At 49.2% G+C, this 17,522-nt stretch carries 17 protein-coding genes; 1 reads left to right on the plus strand and 16 read right to left on the minus strand.

Annotation, left to right across the window (positions count from 1 at the left end; translation table 11 throughout):
* Positions 1–31: 31 nt before the first annotated feature.
* The 6 genes from DW922_RS02315 to DW922_RS02340 all read right to left on the minus strand — a co-directional run bounded on the left by DW922_RS02315 (position 32) and on the right by DW922_RS02340 (position 5,473).
* A complete protein-coding gene (locus DW922_RS02315; protein ID WP_118718627.1) occupies positions 32–448 on the minus strand; it encodes an HIT family protein in 417 nt (138 codons plus the stop codon).
* Positions 449–634: 186 nt separating this feature from the next.
* Positions 635–1,282: a rhomboid family intramembrane serine protease gene (locus DW922_RS02320; RefSeq protein ID WP_243031978.1), complete on the minus strand. Its 648-nt coding sequence runs from the start codon at positions 1,280–1,282 to the stop codon at positions 635–637.
* Positions 1,283–1,301: 19 nt separating this feature from the next.
* Positions 1,302–2,294: a LysR family transcriptional regulator gene (locus DW922_RS02325; protein ID WP_118725675.1), complete on the minus strand. Its 993-nt coding sequence runs from the start codon at positions 2,292–2,294 to the stop codon at positions 1,302–1,304.
* Between the two features lie 102 nt (positions 2,295–2,396).
* Positions 2,397–3,902 (minus strand): tripartite tricarboxylate transporter permease, encoded by a 1,506-nt coding sequence (locus tag DW922_RS02330; RefSeq protein ID WP_118725676.1) that lies wholly within the window; start codon positions 3,900–3,902, stop codon positions 2,397–2,399.
* Positions 3,903–3,914: 12 nt separating this feature from the next.
* Positions 3,915–4,379, minus strand: coding sequence for a tripartite tricarboxylate transporter TctB family protein (locus tag DW922_RS02335; RefSeq protein ID WP_207666283.1), 465 nt, complete (start codon positions 4,377–4,379; stop codon positions 3,915–3,917).
* A 26-nt stretch (positions 4,380–4,405) separates the two neighbouring features.
* Positions 4,406–5,473: a tripartite tricarboxylate transporter substrate binding protein gene (locus tag DW922_RS02340; RefSeq protein ID WP_118725678.1), complete on the minus strand. Its 1,068-nt coding sequence runs from the start codon at positions 5,471–5,473 to the stop codon at positions 4,406–4,408.
* 274 nt (positions 5,474–5,747) lie between these two features.
* On the opposite strand from DW922_RS02340, the gene DW922_RS02345 reads away from it, so the two are divergent.
* Positions 5,748–6,977 (plus strand): mandelate racemase/muconate lactonizing enzyme family protein, encoded by a 1,230-nt coding sequence (locus tag DW922_RS02345; RefSeq protein WP_118725679.1) that lies wholly within the window; start codon positions 5,748–5,750, stop codon positions 6,975–6,977.
* A 17-nt stretch (positions 6,978–6,994) separates the two neighbouring features.
* On the opposite strand, the gene DW922_RS02350 is transcribed toward DW922_RS02345, so the two are convergent.
* The 10 genes from DW922_RS02350 to DW922_RS02395 all read right to left on the minus strand — a co-directional run bounded on the left by DW922_RS02350 (position 6,995) and on the right by DW922_RS02395 (position 17,348).
* A complete protein-coding gene (locus tag DW922_RS02350; RefSeq protein WP_118725680.1) occupies positions 6,995–8,386 on the minus strand; it encodes a DUF6382 domain-containing protein in 1,392 nt (463 codons plus the stop codon).
* Positions 8,383–8,652: a hypothetical protein gene (locus tag DW922_RS02355; protein WP_147353355.1), complete on the minus strand. Its 270-nt coding sequence runs from the start codon at positions 8,650–8,652 to the stop codon at positions 8,383–8,385. Before DW922_RS02355 ends, DW922_RS02350 begins: the two co-directional genes overlap by 4 nt.
* A 189-nt stretch (positions 8,653–8,841) precedes the next feature.
* Positions 8,842–9,447 carry a hypothetical protein gene (locus DW922_RS02360; protein WP_118725682.1) on the minus strand — a complete coding sequence of 202 codons (606 nt, stop codon included), beginning with the start codon at positions 9,445–9,447 and terminating at the stop codon, positions 8,842–8,844.
* A gap of 5 nt (positions 9,448–9,452) precedes the next feature.
* On the minus strand, positions 9,453–10,433 hold the full coding sequence (locus DW922_RS02365) for a hypothetical protein (RefSeq protein WP_118725683.1): 981 nt from the start codon (positions 10,431–10,433) through the stop codon (positions 9,453–9,455).
* Positions 10,434–10,450: 17 nt separating this feature from the next.
* The gene (locus DW922_RS02370; RefSeq protein WP_118725684.1) at positions 10,451–12,511 is read right to left on the minus strand and encodes a DUF5702 domain-containing protein; all 2,061 of its coding nucleotides are present in this window, start codon (positions 12,509–12,511) and stop codon (positions 10,451–10,453) included.
* 27 nt (positions 12,512–12,538) lie between these two features.
* A complete protein-coding gene (locus DW922_RS02375) occupies positions 12,539–12,742 on the minus strand; it encodes a Flp1 family type IVb pilin (RefSeq protein ID WP_118718616.1) in 204 nt (67 codons plus the stop codon).
* 58 nt (positions 12,743–12,800) lie between these two features.
* Positions 12,801–14,024, minus strand: coding sequence for an immunoglobulin-like domain-containing protein (locus tag DW922_RS02380; RefSeq protein WP_118725685.1), 1,224 nt, complete (start codon positions 14,022–14,024; stop codon positions 12,801–12,803).
* 181 nt (positions 14,025–14,205) lie between these two features.
* Positions 14,206–14,901 carry a type II secretion system F family protein gene (locus DW922_RS02385; protein WP_243031980.1) on the minus strand — a complete coding sequence of 232 codons (696 nt, stop codon included), beginning with the start codon at positions 14,899–14,901 and terminating at the stop codon, positions 14,206–14,208.
* A 34-nt stretch (positions 14,902–14,935) separates the two neighbouring features.
* Positions 14,936–16,198, minus strand: coding sequence for a CpaF family protein (locus tag DW922_RS02390; protein ID WP_118725737.1), 1,263 nt, complete (start codon positions 16,196–16,198; stop codon positions 14,936–14,938).
* A 160-nt stretch (positions 16,199–16,358) separates the two neighbouring features.
* Positions 16,359–17,348, minus strand: a complete 990-nt coding sequence (locus tag DW922_RS02395; RefSeq protein ID WP_243031982.1) for a hypothetical protein — start codon at positions 17,346–17,348, stop codon at positions 16,359–16,361.
* Between the last annotated feature and the right edge of the window lie 174 nt (positions 17,349–17,522).

Here is a 17,522-nt window from a genome sequence, read left to right on the forward strand (position 1 = left end):
CGACCCTGTTGAAGTTTTACATTGCTATTTTTTACAGCCCTGCCTTTAAAGCTCCTGCAGTCTGCGCCAGTTCTTCCTGCTCCGGCTTACCCGGCTTCCAGTTTACCATATCCGGGCCACCCTCGTAGCGCGGAATGACATGAACATGCAGATGGAAGACCGTCTGACCTGCACTGGTTCCATTATTCTGGACAACATTGAATCCACTGGCACCAAGCTGGCTCTTCATTGCTTTTCCGAGCTTTGCAGCAAGCGGCAGGATTTTTGCCATAACTGCCTCATCTGCCTCGCAGATGTCTTTATAATGATTCTTCGGCAGGATCAGGGTATGTCCCTTGGATGCCGGACCTAAATCCAGGATCGCACGGAAGTCATCGTCCTCATATACAGTAGCAGACGGGATTTCGCCGTTTGCGATCTTGCAGAAAATACAATTATCATCTCTCATGTTCATTTCCTCCATTTGGTTTCTTGCAGTGCGCGTTTTCAACGTCCGCAGTGCACGTTCAAAAACACTTCGTGTTTTTTCACTAACGGGCTTACGCCCTATCAAAAACTCGCCTCACGCTCTGGCTCGTGCAAGCACAACCAGGTCGTTCTGCTCGTTTTTGGCACTGCGTATTGCTAAAACACATTATACATCCCATATTGTGGATCGGCAAGTGGGGCGGGGTTTTCGGTAGAAAAGTGCTGCCAGTATAATGCCGATGATCAGACCGCCCACATGAGCTGCATTGTCGACTCCGGTGCTGGTAAATCCCAGATACAGGGAAAATGCCGCCATTATCACCAGCTGCCGTGTGCTCAAATCCTCCAGACGTCCCCTGTTTACCGCCACCACATAAATCAAACCACCAACCACACCAAAGATTGCGCCGGACGCCCCGGCTCCCACAGACCAGTCCTCAAACGGCATTTCCAGCAGCATAGAAACCACATTGGCGCCGACACCACAGATCAGATAAAAAATCAGATATTTCACTTTTCCCAGTGCCCGCTCCAGGTTATCCCCAAGCACAAACAAAACCAGCATGTTATTCACAATATGATTGATGCCAAAGTGCATAAAGACAGATGTCAGCAGCCGGTAGTATTCGTGGCCCCGCAAAACAAACGGACCATACATGGCCCCGTGTTCCAGCATAAAATACGCGTCCTCCGTGGATCCCGCCAGTTCCAGATATAAAAAATAAAGGATATTCAGGATAATCAGCGTGCCGTTTACCCAGGCCCGCGGCCGCCGCTGCGGCACCATATAATAAGGATTCTGATATTGGTTCATGCAAACTCCGTTCTGAATGTTATTTATTTCCGGGGATCAGGGGGCCATTAAGATTGTCTTGATTCAGCGTTTCCTTCATGATGCTGTGAAAATCACGAATCATATGGATCAGGCATTTCTCAGCTTCTGTTAATCTGGCATTTTTCCGATAAATCAATGCTCGATTCCAGTACGGATTTTGCCGTATCATCCGGTAAATTAACCGGTCAGTCTGACCATATACTCCGTAATAATAAGACTGCGGAACCAGACTCAAATAATTTCCTCCCGCCACAAAATTAATCGCTGAGGCATTATTACTTGTCTCCAACATTACCTTTGGGACAAATCCTGCGTCCTGAAATGTTTTATCAACAAGACGTCTCAGACGGATTCTCGTTTCTGATGGAATCACAAATCCCTCCTCCTGAAAGTCCACAAGATTCACCACACTCTTTTCTGCTTCCAGACCGAGACGCTGCAACTTTTTCTGATAATACGGCGTATTCGGCATGATCAGCATAATCCGCTCTGTGTACAAGTCTACTGCCTTTACATCCGAACTTAAGCTGTTGGGTATCTGCGGCATATACGCAGCTTCTGCCAGATCCAACATGTTGTTGCATACCATCTGTTCCATTTCATATAAATGGTTTTCCACAATCTGGATCTGAACATTCGGAAATTTTTTCCGAAATCCCGGAAATATCTGCTGTATCATTGCATTTCCACGCTCTGGTCCGACTCCAATCAAAATTCTCCCGCGGTCCGGATTTGCGCAATCCTCCATTTCCCGCAATGCCCGGGCATGAAGTCCCAGAATTTCCCTTATATATCGGATATAGATTTCTCCCTCACGAGTCGGAATTAATTCATTATTTACCCGTTGAAACACCGGCATACCCAGTTCTTTTTCCACACTGGCCAACTGCTGGCTCATTCCAGATTGTGAAATATAACACTGCTCTGCTGCCCTGGAGATGTTTTTTGTTTCTACAACAGCCAACAGATATTCCATCTGTCGTAAATTCATATCTTCCCTCCTGCCTGCGTTTTGTAAAATTATAGCATGGAAACGCAGAAAAAAACAGTGCGAGAAATCCCACACTGTTCTTTCCACAAAATCAATAATGAATCAGTCATCATCTTCAACCTGTGCAAATGTTTTCGCAAAAAAGCGATTCCGGATTACCGGCCAGAAAACAGTTGCAAGAGACACAACAATCAAGACACAGGAAATCGGTCTGGTGAAAAAAGTAGCAACTCCAGAGTAACTTAATGCCCGTCTGAAATAGGTTTCCAGAATGGTGCTTAACACAAATGCCAACGTAAATGGACTATTCGGGATGCCTGCAAACTGCATCCAAATTCCAAGCAGAGTGAAGAAAATAGAAGCAAATACTGCAAAAATATTGCCAGAACTGATATACACGCCAGCAAAACAAAGTACCACAATTGCCGGGTACAGATAATGGTATGACACAGTCAGCAGCATTGGCAACGCTTTCATACCAAAAATCTCACCGAGAAGAACAAAAATCGCTCCAAAAATTGCTGCAACAAAAATGCAATACACCATAACCGGCTGGTTTCGGAACATTAACGGTCCAGATTCTACTCCATGAATTACCAGGCCGCCAAGCATCAAGGCTGTTGCTGTATCACCAGGAATTCCAAGCGCAATTGCCGGAATCAGCGCACCGCCAATGGACGCGTTGTTTGCTACTTCCGGTGCAAAAACACCATCAATACAGCCTTTTCCAAATTCTTCCGGATGCTTGGAAGAACTCTTTGCAACTGCATATGCTACTACATTAGATAAGGCTGCTCCCATTCCCGGAAGAAAACCAATCCAAAGACCGATCAGGAATGAAACAATCATATTTTTGATATTTTTCAGCACATCGGTGATTGGCAGATGGAAACCACCTACTTTGATCTTATTTTCTTTCGCTCCATCTCCCAGTTTTTCACCCTTAGCATATTCCATGATGATGATTCTTCCGGCAAAAATGCCCATCATGACACACACCAGAGAAAAACCACCGGAAAAATAATAGCTTCCAAAAGTAAATCTCGGTGTTCCACAAATTGGAGCAGTACCAACAGCAGATAACAGCAATCCCAAAGCCGCTCCAATCAGACCCTTGATCATATTTCCCTTGGAAAGAGTAATAACCAGTGTTATAGCACAAAATCCAAGAGCAAAATACTCCCACGCACCAAGTTTGATGGCATACTTTGCAATGATCTGACAAGAGAACATAGCAATCAGAAGGCTAGGTACCGTTCCCACAAAATTTGCTACAGTTCCCGCTGATAGCGCACGAACCGGATCACCCTTTCTTGTAAATTCATATCCATCATAAACTGTCGCGATAGATGCCACTGATCCCGGAATTCCCAACAAAATGGAGCCGATAAACGAACCAGAAGTTCCACCAACCCAGATACTGGTCAGCAGTGCTACTGCCATATTGGTATTCATGGCATATGTAATCGGAAGCGCTAAAATCATGCAAGTACCGCCAGATAATCCAGGAATTGCGCCGAAAATTACGCCTGCCAGTCCGCCCACCAGACACACAAGCAGCATGGAAGGTGTGAAAAAAATCTGTAATGCCTGTAACGCAAATGTCATGTCACATTCCTCCTAAATCACAAAACGAATGATACTGCCCGTTGGAAGCTTTAAGCTAAGCAACGTGTAAAAGCAATAATATACCACCGCTGTCACAATCAGTGAAAATACAGCAAGTTTCCATTTAGCAATTTTTCTGCTTCCACTCATCATGATACATAGCACAAAGCATGCCACTGGTGTGGCAATCAAAAATCCTACTGCCCACAGAAGAATTCCATACAAAACGTATACCAGCGTTATCACAAGAAAGCGCTTTTTCTGTATCATTTCCGGAAGAAACGGTGCGCTGTCTTCCTTTTGCCGACGGACAGCCAAGATTACACCACATACAATCAACATAACTGCAGCCATATAGGGGAACACCGCCGGACCAATATCCCCTTCAATTCCCGATTTAGGGAGCATCCACGCATACACCGCCACAAGCACTCCCAGCAATGCAGCAATGATCCCTGTCGCACGATCCCGCTTCATGATATCACCTCGTCTTTTTACCCACATTAATATCCAAGAGCCTTTGCTGCTTCCGCAAAACTTGCATTCGTATCTTCCACCAATTTTCTGGATGCTGTACGGTCTACATATTCCGAATAACTAACTTTCATATTGGCCAGCGAACTCTGTACAGTCTCATCCTTCGCATATCCCTCCATGGTTGCCGCTACTGCTTCTGCAATTTCGTCAGACATCCTCTTCGGACCTGCAATAATCTGCAATGCGTTCAAATCCATTCCTTCAACACCCTGTTCTGCAATCGTAGGAACATCCGGATAATTTTCAGAACGCTCTGCCTGACAAATTCCAAGAAGCTTCATGTCACCAGTCTGTGCATACTGAGTTGCATTTCCTGCCTGTACGAATGCAAAATCAAGATTGCCTCCTAACAGAGCTGTGATCGTATCTGCTTCTGAACCACTATCAACCATCTTAAAATCCGTCTCTGTTGCTGCTTTCATAGCACCTGCCAGGAACTGTCTGGTAGAACCATTCTGAATTCCCGTAACCAGTTTGCCCGGCTCTGCTTTCATGGCATTCACAAGATCTTCCACATTTTCATACTTAGAATCACCGGCAACACAAAGAATAAATCCATCTGGATTGGTAGCATATCCTACTGTACAGAAATTAAAATCATCCAGAAGACTATACTGATACGCACCAGTATATTTTGCAATCAGCATTCCGGTATTATAAAACAGCAGTGTACTGCCATCCGTATCCTGACTGTTTCGTACGGTTTCCATTGCAACTGTTCCATTACCGGTATTATCATTATTTACAATAAAGTTTGTATCTGGAAACTGTGTTCCAAGATAATTTGCCCAAATACGTGCCGCACTATCGGTAAGTCCACCTGCTGAAGCCGGGCAGATAATCTCTACATTCTTTGTCGTTGGCCATACCCGCTCACCAGCTTCTGAACCGGTTGTTTCTGCAGTTTTATCTTCGGTTTTCGCTTCTGTTTTTGTTTCTGCTCCTGTTGTTGCTGTCCCTGCACTGCCACCGGAACATGCGCTTAATCCCAATACTAATCCCGCTGCCAGCATCACTGATAACATTTTTTTCATACCTTTTTTCTCCTTTGCTTATTCCTGTTTTTCGTGAAAGACCAATCAGTTTTCTGATGCCTTTACTATAGCCAATTTACAAAGGAGGCGCAAATCCATTTCCTGTTTCTTCATAAGTAAAGCTTATACTTTCCCGTATTTTCCCTCTGATTTTTCAGTTTTTTTCTGTTTTGTATAAGTGAAACTTCTGTTTTTACATTTTTATGAATGGCATATCTTCTTCGCCTGCTTTATGATAGGATTACAATATAAAATTAACGAGGAGGATTTCTCTATGTCCATCATTACCAATGTCCGCACCATTCGCCTGGAGCAGTTTCCAAACAGCATCTGGGTTGAGATTGAAACTGATGAAAACCTTACCGGACTGGGCGAAGCCTGGCGAGGTACCGCTGCGATCGAAACCATCATCCATCACGATATCTGCCCGTGGCTGATCGGACAGGATTCCAGAAATATCGAACTTATTTCCAGAACCCTGCTGACCCCTTATGTCGGCTTTCACAGTGCCAGCGCAGAAGTCCGCGCTGCCAGTGCGATCGATATCGCACTCTGGGATCTGGCCGGAAAACGCCACGGCATTCCGGTTTATGAGGCACTGGGAGGCGCTTCCCGCTCTTCCATCCAGGTTTACAACACCTGCTCCGGTTATTCCTTCAATGCCAGCAGCAGTGCCTATAACTCCGGAAGCAGCCGCCGCATGATCACTGACAAGGATGAAATGCGTGGACCTTATGATGACCAGGTCGCATTCAACCGTGACGCCGGTGCCCTGGCAAAAAGCCTGTTAAGCGAGGGTTATAAAATCATGAAGATCTGGCCGTTTGATCCATTTGCAGCCAAGACCCAGGGAAACTGGATCTCTGCCACAGATCTGGAAGCCGGCCTGAAACCATTCCAGCAGATACGCGATGCAGTCGGCAACCAGATTGAGGTCATGTGTGAGATGCACAGTCTCTGGAGTGCACCTGCTGCCCTCCGCATCTGTAAAGCACTGGAACCTTACGACATTTTCTGGGCAGAGGACCCGCTCTGCAAAATGGATGATATCCAGCAGATCAAAGAACTCCGCCATAAGACCAGAACACCGATCTGCGGCAGTGAAACGCTCGCCGGAGCCGTCACCTTCCGCCAAATGTTCGCAGCAGGTGCATTTGATTACGCCATGCTGGATCTCGGCTGGTGCGGTGGCCTTACAGAAGGCCGCAAGATTGCTGCCCTTGCAGAAAGCTATAATATTCCGATCGCACCGCACGACTGCACCGGTCCGGTCCTTCTGTGGGCTGGCCTTCACCTGGGCTTAAACTCCCCGGCCGGGCTGTTCCAGGAGGTTGTGCGTGCAAACCTTGCGACCTGGTACCAGGATATTGTGGAAGCACTTCCGGTCATTGAAGATGGTCATGCCAAGCTTCCAACCGCACCAGGCATCGGAGCCGTACTCCGTCCTGAAGTAAAGAAACGGGCAGATGCGATCATCCGGGAGACTGGGGCTAGTCATTCATAAGACAAAAATAAATCTCCCTACTCAAACCGGTACCTTACCCCCGCAATGTTTACTTCCACTCCATCCCAGATTTCCATGGTCTCATTATTTTCCAGCATATGACCGCCCACGCTGGTCCCATTTGTAGAATTTAAATCCTGTACATAATAGCGGTCATCTTTCCGGTCAATCCTAAGGTGAAGCCGGCTGACCGTTTCCCGGGCCAGGACGTAGTCTACCAGATTTTCCTGTTTTCCAATGATAAACGGGTAATATGCGATGGCAATATCCTCTGTGCCTGCATCCAATGCCACAAGCCTTCGGATGCGGGCACTGCTTTCGGAAGCTTCCCCATTCAAAAGAACGGTGTCACTGCTCTGCATAGGCCGTTCAAATGACTGCACTGCTGTTTCCTGTTTTCCCGCCTGATTTCTTTGCGTGACCGCCCCGTATTCCTGAAAATCTTCCGGCGATTCCGGAGAATCGTTTTCTGCAAACATCATCTCCCAAGGCATCTGGAGCGCCCGCTCATACTCCCGCTGTTTCTCCTCCTGCCGTTTTTTTCTGCGCTCTTTCCACCTTCCAAAAAAGCCACCCTGTTCCGGTTCTGAATCTGTCTGGATCTTGCTGGTACGCACCGTTCCCAGCTGCCATTCTGCCGGGTGGTTTCCGTTTGGCATCGATTTCCAGTCAGCTTCCCCAGTCTGGTACTGATCCTGCTCCTGCCACTTCCACTCAGAGCTTTCATCCGCGACAACAGCTCTGTCTGTAGCAGCAGCTCCGTCTGTTTGTGTTATTTCATCAGTCCCCATTCTTTCATTTCGTCTATATCCTGTTCGAAACTCACTTGAATCGCTCCTGTGTTCCGATCCACTCACACTGTATTTCTGCTGCGCAAGCCGTAAAATATCTCCCATTCCATAATTTTCTTTTCTGGTTTCCTGGTAGAGTCCATACGCCAGCACCACGGATTCCTTATCACGGTGGTCTACTTTTCCAAGAAGGTACTCCAAAAACTTACTATAGTCCTCCGGGAAATCGCACTCTCTTCCAGGAACCAGGCACAACCAGACCTTTAGGTTTTCCGGATCTACATACAGATATTCCGGATCCAGCAATACACTTTTCTCACTGAGCAGGTACTGCTCCATATGATCCAGGGCACGTGCGATTCCAAATACCAGGGCGCGGATCTGCGGTGCCTGCACAGACTGCCCCTCCAGCATTCGGATCAATGGCTGTCTGGATGTGATCTCATAAAAGAAACGGATTTTTTCATCCTTCTGTCTTACCTGAAAATGCAGGATTCCGTCAATCTGGTTCTGCTCCAGCATTTTCTGCTCAAATGGAATCATTTCCGGAATCTCCGACAGTTCCGGGTCTACGATCAGGTAATTTCGCTTCATTTCTCTCTGATAACTGGTCTTCATGTTCTATCCTCCACCAGACTCCACATCCTAAGCAAATTTTCCGGCCGGAATACAGGTGCCGAAATCTCTAAGCTCCAATTTCTTCCGCCTGCCTGCCTCTGAATGCGATTCTCCTGGTCATGCTCAATCTGATGACGTTCCCTCTCCACAGTTTCATGCAGCTTGAAATTCCCTGCTGCCCTGGCACTCCAATTCATTGCCTGTCCCATCAGGACCATAAGTGTGACCAGCACTGCCGCCATAACGCCTGCGGCCTCTACCGTCATACTGGCCCGCAATCCTTTTTTCTGACGTCTTTCTCCCGTGTATATCACTCGCTCTTGCCTATCCCCTTCCTGACAGCCACCTGTCTTTATGCGAGGTGCACTCTGCATTCCCTTCTAATAGCTCCATAACATGCTCAATCACTGCTTTGCATTCCACGAAATATTTCGGATGTCTTAGGAAACAATTTCCTATAAAACCAAAATTTCCATCTGTACCAGCCGGCTTACCACAATCCCAATTCCAGGTATCACTGCAAAAGGCAAAAACGGAAGCTCTGTCTTTCCAATCCCTATTTTTCTCTTCTGATCGTTGTTTCGGTTCCAGCAGCGGTTCACACAGTGAAACACATAATAGCCCAATCCAAATAACCCGCTGCTAAACACTGCCCCGCACAAAAGGAGCAGATTATCTGCCAGCCCCAGGAGCAGACCGCTTACCAGAAAAAAGCAGCCGTCCCCTGTTCCGATTCCCTGGCTCAGCCAGGAAAATACCAGCAGGGCCACACCTGGCAGAAGGCCAGACAGATAAGGCAGACAGACTTCCCACACGCTCCCAGTGCCTGAACCATCTCCATATAAAGCAGCTCCTCCTGCCATGATCATTGGACGCACCACTGACTCCTCCCCGGTATACAATGCCATAAAAACGGTCAGTACCTGAAACAACACTGCTGCCATTCCGGCCAAACATAATACCCATATCCTGATCTGTTTTGCTTTTAAGTCCTGCCAGGCCGCTGTCATCAGAAAAATTATAAAGATGCCCATGCGGGCCAGAACCAGAGTCATCGTCATTTTTGTCATCCTCCACCGCAATAAGAGCAGGCCCCCAGATGCTTTACCTCTTTTAATTTTACGGCCCGCACATAAGCCATGATCGCATTACAGTCCTGCATCGTATGGTAGCGTCCCCCGCTTGGCATAATGTAAACGGTGCTTCCCTTTCCTGCGTTTTTTGCACAGGAGGCGCATGGATAATATTTGCTGCCGTCTGTGTTCCGCTTACCGGATACACTTTCCCAGGCTACCGCAGTCAGTTTGTTTGACAGGTAATGGCAGCTCCGGTCCGGATGATAGCGCGTGCTGTTCTTCCCGACATATACAATCTGCTCATCCTCATCACCGGCATTCGCATCTGCCCCATAACGCCCTTCTCTTCCGATCCAGCACCGTCTCCGGCTTCGCACCGTGCGATGAAGGGAGGAAAGTCCGAGTACCGGAAACGGAAAGGAAATATCATATTCCATAACCAGATCCAGCGTCTCCCCATCCTCACGGATAGAAGATCCCAGCATACTGACGTGGGATACCCGTGCCGTGTCACAGTAATCCATTGTTTTTCCGTAGGCATAAATGGGAGCTGCTACGGCCGCTGCATTCTGGCAAAATGCCAGGGCTGCTTCCCCTGCCCCTGGAATGCTGCCTAAGTTTCCCCGCTCGACACTGTCCAGGAGATACGCATACTGGCTCAGTTCCTCTCCCACAGCTTCCAGGCCTGCCTGCATTTTCCGCTCTGTCATCATGATCCTGGCCGGAAGCATCAGACAGACTGAAGCAAAGATCAGGAGTGGCAGCACCAGGGATGCTTCCAGTGTCAGGGACGCGTTTAGGGAGGTGAAAGGGAATGCCCTGCTGGACTCATATTTCCTGCCGCATTTTGGGGCTGAGAACCATTTGTCTTTCTGAAAGGGGCTTCGTACTTGGAGAGGTACATTTGTTTTATTTTTCTGATTCGCCCGTTGTTTTCCACGGCTGACCAGATCTTTCATCCAGCAGAGCATTCCTTTTCACCTCCTTTTTAATAGCGCCGTTCTACTTTCACGGTCAGATTCATTCCCGTTTCCCGGTTTCCTGTCATGTTTTCCACAAATGCCGGAGAAAAGAACAGGTATTTTCCACAAACATTCCCGGACATGTGCACCTGATACACTCCGTTTCGCATGCGGAATCCGCTTTTTCCCTGTCCCAGATTCAGCTGGATCACATCCATGATCCGGTATTCCTGCCGGACTGCCGGTTCCACAAATAGCAGGATCTTCAGCCAGGAAAGATACGAAAGTCCGCGTTCCCCGCCTCCCGCTTCCAGTGTTCCATCCCGTCCTAAAACCAGCAGGTTTTCCACATCTAACGTCCAGTCCTCTGATGTTTTCAACAAAACCACCTTTTTCCCGGCCAGAAGTCCTTTTACGTCCATAAGTGCTTCCCCTAAAGCCCAGACTGACATAACAAAAAAGGTTGTCACCAGAATCAGCGGTGTGATGGAACCGGCACCTGTGATCACGGCTGCCAGCGCCCTGGCCTGTTCCCGCTTCCCGCTGTCAGAAAGAATATGGATCAGATTCAGGCCGGACCGGACTGCTAAAAGCCGGTGCACCGCATCGCTTAAATTTTCCCGGTCACTTGCGTTTCCAAACAGGAGGTATTCTATCTCGTAATCCAGAACCTGCGCCTGTGTTTCCAGCTGTATTTCCGGCTTTGTGCCGTCCCCCGTTGTTTCGCCTGGATCTGTCCCGGTCTTTGACAGACCTTTCCGTTTCTCCCTTTTCTCCGAAATATTCTTCTGCTCTGCTCCCGAACAAAACTGTGAGAAAAACATCCCGCAGTATTCATTCACCAGAACATGATCCACCATGCTGCCGCTCCCGGCACCCTCCTCATAGCTTTCTGTATGGGAAGGAAGCTCTGCTGTGCTGGCGAGCTTTTCCGATATCTGGTGTCCATCTGGTACCAGAAGGCCCAGCATTCCCTCCTGGTAAAGCTGTTCCACCTGCTTTAACCAGCCTTCTTTTTCTTTATCCTGAATGCCATGCGCAAACGATAAGACCGGGATTACGATACCCTCCAGTCCATTGCGCACCGGTCTCCACAGGCTCTCATAATCTGGCTCGCCGCCATCTCCGTCTTCATCGTCATCATCCTCCCATTCCTCAATCTCCCGTTCCACTTCATAGGAGAGCTCGATCAATGCTTCCAGACGCTGGATCTGCTCAGCACTGCTTAGGTCCAGATCCCGGATTTCCTGACGCCGTTTTCCATCTTCCGCTATGTATGCCTCGTATTCCTGGATTTCCTCCTCCAGGGCCGCTGCTGTCCCGGCACTGAAACGGTCCGCACGTGCATTCTGCTCCTGCCGGTCTGATGCCAGGACAGTGGCCAGCTTGTCTGCTTCTTTTTCATATTGCCGGACCAGTCCCGGAATCTTTCTTAATTCCCCGATCATCCGCTCTGCCTCCCGGCGAAATCCTGCACCGTCATAAGACGAGAGACTGTTTAAGCCCTGTTCACGGAATGTCCGCTGCCGGTCCAGATTTCCGCTGATATCTTCCAGAACCCGCTCCAGCTTCCACACATCCCGGGTCCTGAGGCGGTAGCTCTGTGCCATCTCAGTCACCGCCTCTGCCTCCCGCTCATAGTCCCAGAGCTCCGGCACGGCATCACCCTCAAAATCCAGCTTCCATACTCCGTATTTCATGTAATCCAGGATTTCTTTCTCCAGATATGCACCATGACCGTCCGTGGCCCGCACAATTTCCTCCGCAACCGTCTGCTCCAATGCCATAGGATACCAGTTTTTTGTTTCCAGATAAGGCAGCAGAAATCCTGCGAAATCCTGCTCAATCTCTTCCGGGCTTTCATATTCCGCAAACAACAAGCGATACCGGTCCCACAGTTCCCGATGATACTGGCTGAATACAGAATCCATGGCAGAGGATGCTGCCATCTGCAAGTACCATCTTGCCCCGGCCGTCCGCGCCGACTCCATCAGCACACACAAAAATGCAAAAAGGATCATTAGGATCATGCTGATAAACACTGTGATCTGTCCGCTTAATCCCTGTTTTTTTCCATACTGCCTCATCCCGCATCACATCCTGACCATGTATTCCTAATACACTTCCTTTGACTGGCTCTCGATCTCCTTAAAAATGTTTTCCAGCAGCTTGGTGATCTGGGCCTTGAAAATGATGACCAATCCAATGAGCACGACAAGGAGCAAAACAATCTCGATTGTGCCAACGCCTTCTTCCTGTTTCCAGAACGCGTTCCACTCCTGCAGCAGCTTATGTTCCTTCCAATTCTTCTTATTCATATGTTTCCCCCATTTCTTTTGTTATTTCGTAACTGTCCAATATGTTTGCGCATTTACTTCACCCCATTGTCATCATGGCAGGCACCATGATAAAGATCATCACTACAAACAGCAGGAGCAGAAGCGGAGCCAGAAGTTTAGTCCCCGCTTCTTCCCCCAGTCTTCTCGCCAGATTTTTCCGCAGTTCAAATGCATCCACCACCTCTCTGTGCAAAAGCTCCCTCAGGTTTTTTGTTCCGGTCTTCCGGTTCTGTTCCAGGATGCTGCTCAGCTTTAAATATGGCTGAAGGCGGCACCGCCTTCCAAAATCCCGGTATGCGACTCCCTCTGCCGTTCCATTTTCCATCTGGTAATAGGTCTGGCGCATTTCTTCGTAAGCAGGCCGTACCTTTTTCCCAGATACGTTTTCATAATCATGGACCATGCGGCCCCAGGCATTGCGCACTGTCATTCCTGCGCCTACCAGCACCTGCAGCTTTGACACCACCTCCGGATAATCCAGCAAAAGCTGCTGCTCCCGTTTTTTCTCCAGCTTCTGCTGGCCCGATTTCTCCTGCAACAGAAGAAGCATCGCCATCAGCACACCCAATAATGGGATCACAGCATAACTGTTTTTTTCTGCGCTTCGGTAAGACAACGCTTTCCCCTGATATTCCATTGGAAGCTGCAGCGATGATAACTGCTTTTGCTGTTCATCCAGACGGTTTACCTCTTTCGAAAAATGCTTTCTCAGCAGTTCCTCCTCCGTCAGTTTCTTAGGCACCAGCGTTACCGGCAGTTCAAAATCTGCCCGGTACTCGCCTGCTGAAAGCTCTGCCTGAAGCACCACCTCCTGTTTCTTTTCAATCCCAGCTTCAATCGTTCCGGCTGAAGACAAAAGCTCCGGCTCTGAAGAATGCCAGCGCACCCGCACACCATACTCATCCAGATAAGAGGGAAGCTTCAGATTTTCCGACACTGCCTGAAGACTCTCGTTCTTTCCGCGGATTTCTTCCTCCAGACTGTCCATGATCTCAAAAAACACCTCATCCGCTTCTTCTCTTGTGTAGACCCTTGGACTGACCTTTACCGTCACCGTCTGCTCTTCAGTTCCAAGGCCGCTTACTACCAGCTGTTCTTCTTTTAGTGAGCCACCATAGCCTTCCCTTTCCAGCTGCCCCTGTGACAAGCCATTTTCCTGATCCGGTGCCAGATAAGTCAGATACCCCCAAAGGAGCAGGCTGACTGCAACACAGACTCCCGGGCGCAGGAAGCTGCTTTTTGCAATCCTGCTTCGCCACATTCTGATCTGTTCTATCCACCTTCGGTTGTTTTTGCCCGCTACTGTTTTGCTTTGTCCAGTTCTTTGCGGCTCTGTTTTGCCATAACGTATTCCGTTTTGCAGCGGTCTTCTCTGGACACTCCTGCCCTGCATTGATTTATATTTGTTTCTTTCGTTTTGTCCTCCACCGCCTGCTCTCATACTACACCTCAATGTCGAGAATCCGCTCTGACAGCCAGAAGGCAGTCAGATATAATCCCATACACAATGTCATAAGGCACCGTCCCATTCCGGTCCGGTACATCTGGTCAAAGAAGCCCGGCGAGGTTCCTTCCACATAGAAAACGATGAAAAAAGGAATCAGGTTCATGATTTTCTGCTCAAACTGTCTCGACGCTGTCAGCGTCATGATCTCTTCTTTTACCTGCATCTTATCCCGGATTACTTCCGCCGTGTGGCGCATGATGCTTCCCAGATCACCTCCTGTCCGCTTTCCGATTCCCAGCACCTCTGCCAGATTCTGCACATCCTCCAGCCCGCTCCGGGCGGCAAACTCCAAAAGCACCTGCTCCACATTCCGGTTGGTCCGGATCTGCTGCACCATTCCGGAAAACTCCTGAACGATCAGTCCTTTTTCCCCATACAAAAGCCGCAACTCCTCCAGACTCACTGCCATGGCATTTTCCATGGCGTAGCCTGCACTAAGCGATGCTGCCAGGATCACCATAGCTTCCTTAAACTGCTGTGCTAAAAGGAGCTTGCGTTTTTTTAAACGCTGTCTTCGCTCCCTCCAGAAAAGAAGAAAAACACTGACCGGCAGCAACAGCAGAAATACCTGCATGCTGCGGTAAAACACATAAGCAAATAAGCCGCTCACTGCCGCACTTTTTCCAAGCACCCATGCAAACTCCTTTGCTGACAGGTGATACTGGTTATAATCCAGTCCCTGCTGTTTCCCAGCCTGCTGCCTGCAGTTTTTCCCGGTTTTTAAGGTTCCCGACCCGGACCAGCGTGCCCGAAACCCTTCCTTTTCCGCTCCGTTGCAAAGTTCTGCTCTTACTGCACTTTTCTGGCTCTCCCCGCTCCTTTTCCTCATCTGCATCCCTTCTTTCCATAAAACGGTAAAGCGGGTTTAGCTGGATCTCCCCATCCGAAAAGCCTGTCACCTCCATAATCTCCAGCACCCTCCTGCTCCGGTCCCGGAGTCTCCCAAGGTGAACCAGAATATCTATCGCCGAGGCGATCTGCCCCCTTACCGCAGGCAGCGGCAGGTCTGCAGCCATCAGCGTCATGGTTTCAAGCCGGGAAAGCATATCCCGCGCACTATTCCCATGTCCTGTGGAAAGGCCAAAATGTCCGGTGTTGAGCGCCTGCAGCATATCCAGGCATTCTTTTCCACGGACCTCCCCAACAATCAGGTAATTGGGGCGCATTCGCAAGGATGCCCGGATCAGATCACTGATCTCGACTGCACCTTCGCCCTCTGCATTCGCTCCCCGGGTCTCCAGGCGCACCAGATTTGGCACCTGGGTGATCTGCAGCTCTGCAGAGTCCTCAATCGTAATGACCCGCTCTGTCTCGGGAATATAAGATGATAACGCATTCAAAAATGTGGTCTTTCCGGATCCGGTTCCGCCACTGATGAAGATGTTATACCCGGACCGCACCAGCATCCCAAAAAATTCTGCCGCCTCTTCCGTTAAAGAGCCATAGTGGATCAGACGCTCAATGGTGATCGGTTCCGGAAATTTTCGGATCGTCACCACCGGTCCCTCCAGGGCAATGGGTGGAAGTACGATGTGTACACGGGAACCATCTTCTACCAGCCTTGCATCCGCGATCGGCCTGCTTACATTCACCACCCGGTTGATCTTGCTGACAATCTGCTGGATCATATCCTCAAGCTGCTCCACGCTCTCAAAGCTGTGCTCCCAGCGTTCCAGCCTTCCTCCCCGCTCAACAAAAATATGATCTTTTCCATTTACCATGATCTCTGTCACTTCCGGGTCATCGACCAGCTCCTGCAAAATATCAAGCCGCCGGAAGCTGTCAAACAGCCGGTTTTTCAGCTCAATGCGCTCTCCCAAAGGCAGGTAGCGGTGTTCTGCCTGACCTGCGATTGCCTGGTCGATGCAGTCGTACAATTCCTCATCCCCGATCTGATCCAGACCAGACAGTCCTTCCCGCACCTCCATGCGAAGAAGGTCCAGAAGATTTTTCTCCTGTTCTCGCGGGTCACTTCCCGCTGCCGCATGGTCCACTCCCACATTTGTCAAAGCCACATCTATCACCTCCCCACAAAATTGTTATCCTTCACATGTATATGCCCGGCAACGGGGTTTTGGTTTTTCCTCCTTATCTTAATTCCCGCACAAAGTCTCCCAGCTCTCCCCACAAAAGCTGCTCCAGGTAATTTTCCCGGACAAGAGCCTGCCCTGGTCCCGGGAGCTTTAAAAACCGCAGCTTTTCCCAAATCACACTGCGCCCGGACCGTTTTAAGTATTCCTTCCACTCCTCCAGCTTTGCAGCTGATACGACATCCTCCTTTACCGGGACATATACCAGGTCACAGACTGACAAAAGTTCCTCTGCCCCGCCGCAAAACATTCCTATATCCAGAAGCAAGGTTTCATAAGCACCGTCTGCTGCGATCCGCCGGATCAGCCCGGTAAATACTTCCTGGCTGATCCCGTTTTTATCCTCCGCATTGGTAAGCGGCGGAATATAATCCAGCCCACCCCAGTTGTAAGTCACGCTGCCCAGACGCACTGGACTGTATTCCCGCTGGATGTAATAATACAGCAGGTCTGAGAGTCCGCTGGTATACACCGTTGCTGTCAGGGCAGACAATGCGGAAAATTCCTCCAGCGTAAGATACAAGACCTTTTCATCCCGCGCCAGCACCTGTCCAAGTGTCAGTGCAAAGCTTGTTTTCCCGCAGCGGCCAATTGGGGAATACACACCAACGATCTGGCTTCTTCTGCCTGTTACCGTCATAAGCGGCAGAATTTCCTGTGGCTGGTACCAGGACATCACTTCCCGCAGAAGGCTGTCCGAAGCCTGGTATTTATACACCACGGCTTCTCCTTCTTTTGCCAGTCCGGTCTCACTAAGGCGCACAATCTGCGCCGCCCGGATGCCGATCAGCTCTTCTTGCGTGACGGAGTCCCCCACCAGGAGGATCGCAATCTCCTCCCGCTCCGAAAATTCCCGCAGCTTCTCCAGACTGGTAAATGCCACCACCCGAAACGGTACCTGTTCCCTCTGGTTTGCAAATTCTGCAAACCGGTCCGCATACCTGGAGTCCACGTCATAAACCGCCATAATCTTTTTTATTTCACTCATCCCCCTTATCCTGTGACCTCTTGGCCTGATCCCTGCCACATGCCCACGCCAATGTGCAGTTTCCACAGCAGCCTTTCTCATTACACAGGCGGCTTTCTTTCAAAACTCCTTTCTTTCACAGGCTTCCATTTTCTACAAGAAAGAATGTGCCTTGGCACATTCTCGCGCCGAGGC

It is taken from the genome of Clostridium sp. AM42-4 (assembly GCF_003480105.1).
In the GTDB taxonomy this organism is placed as follows: domain Bacteria; phylum Bacillota; class Clostridia; order Lachnospirales; family Lachnospiraceae; genus Brotaphodocola.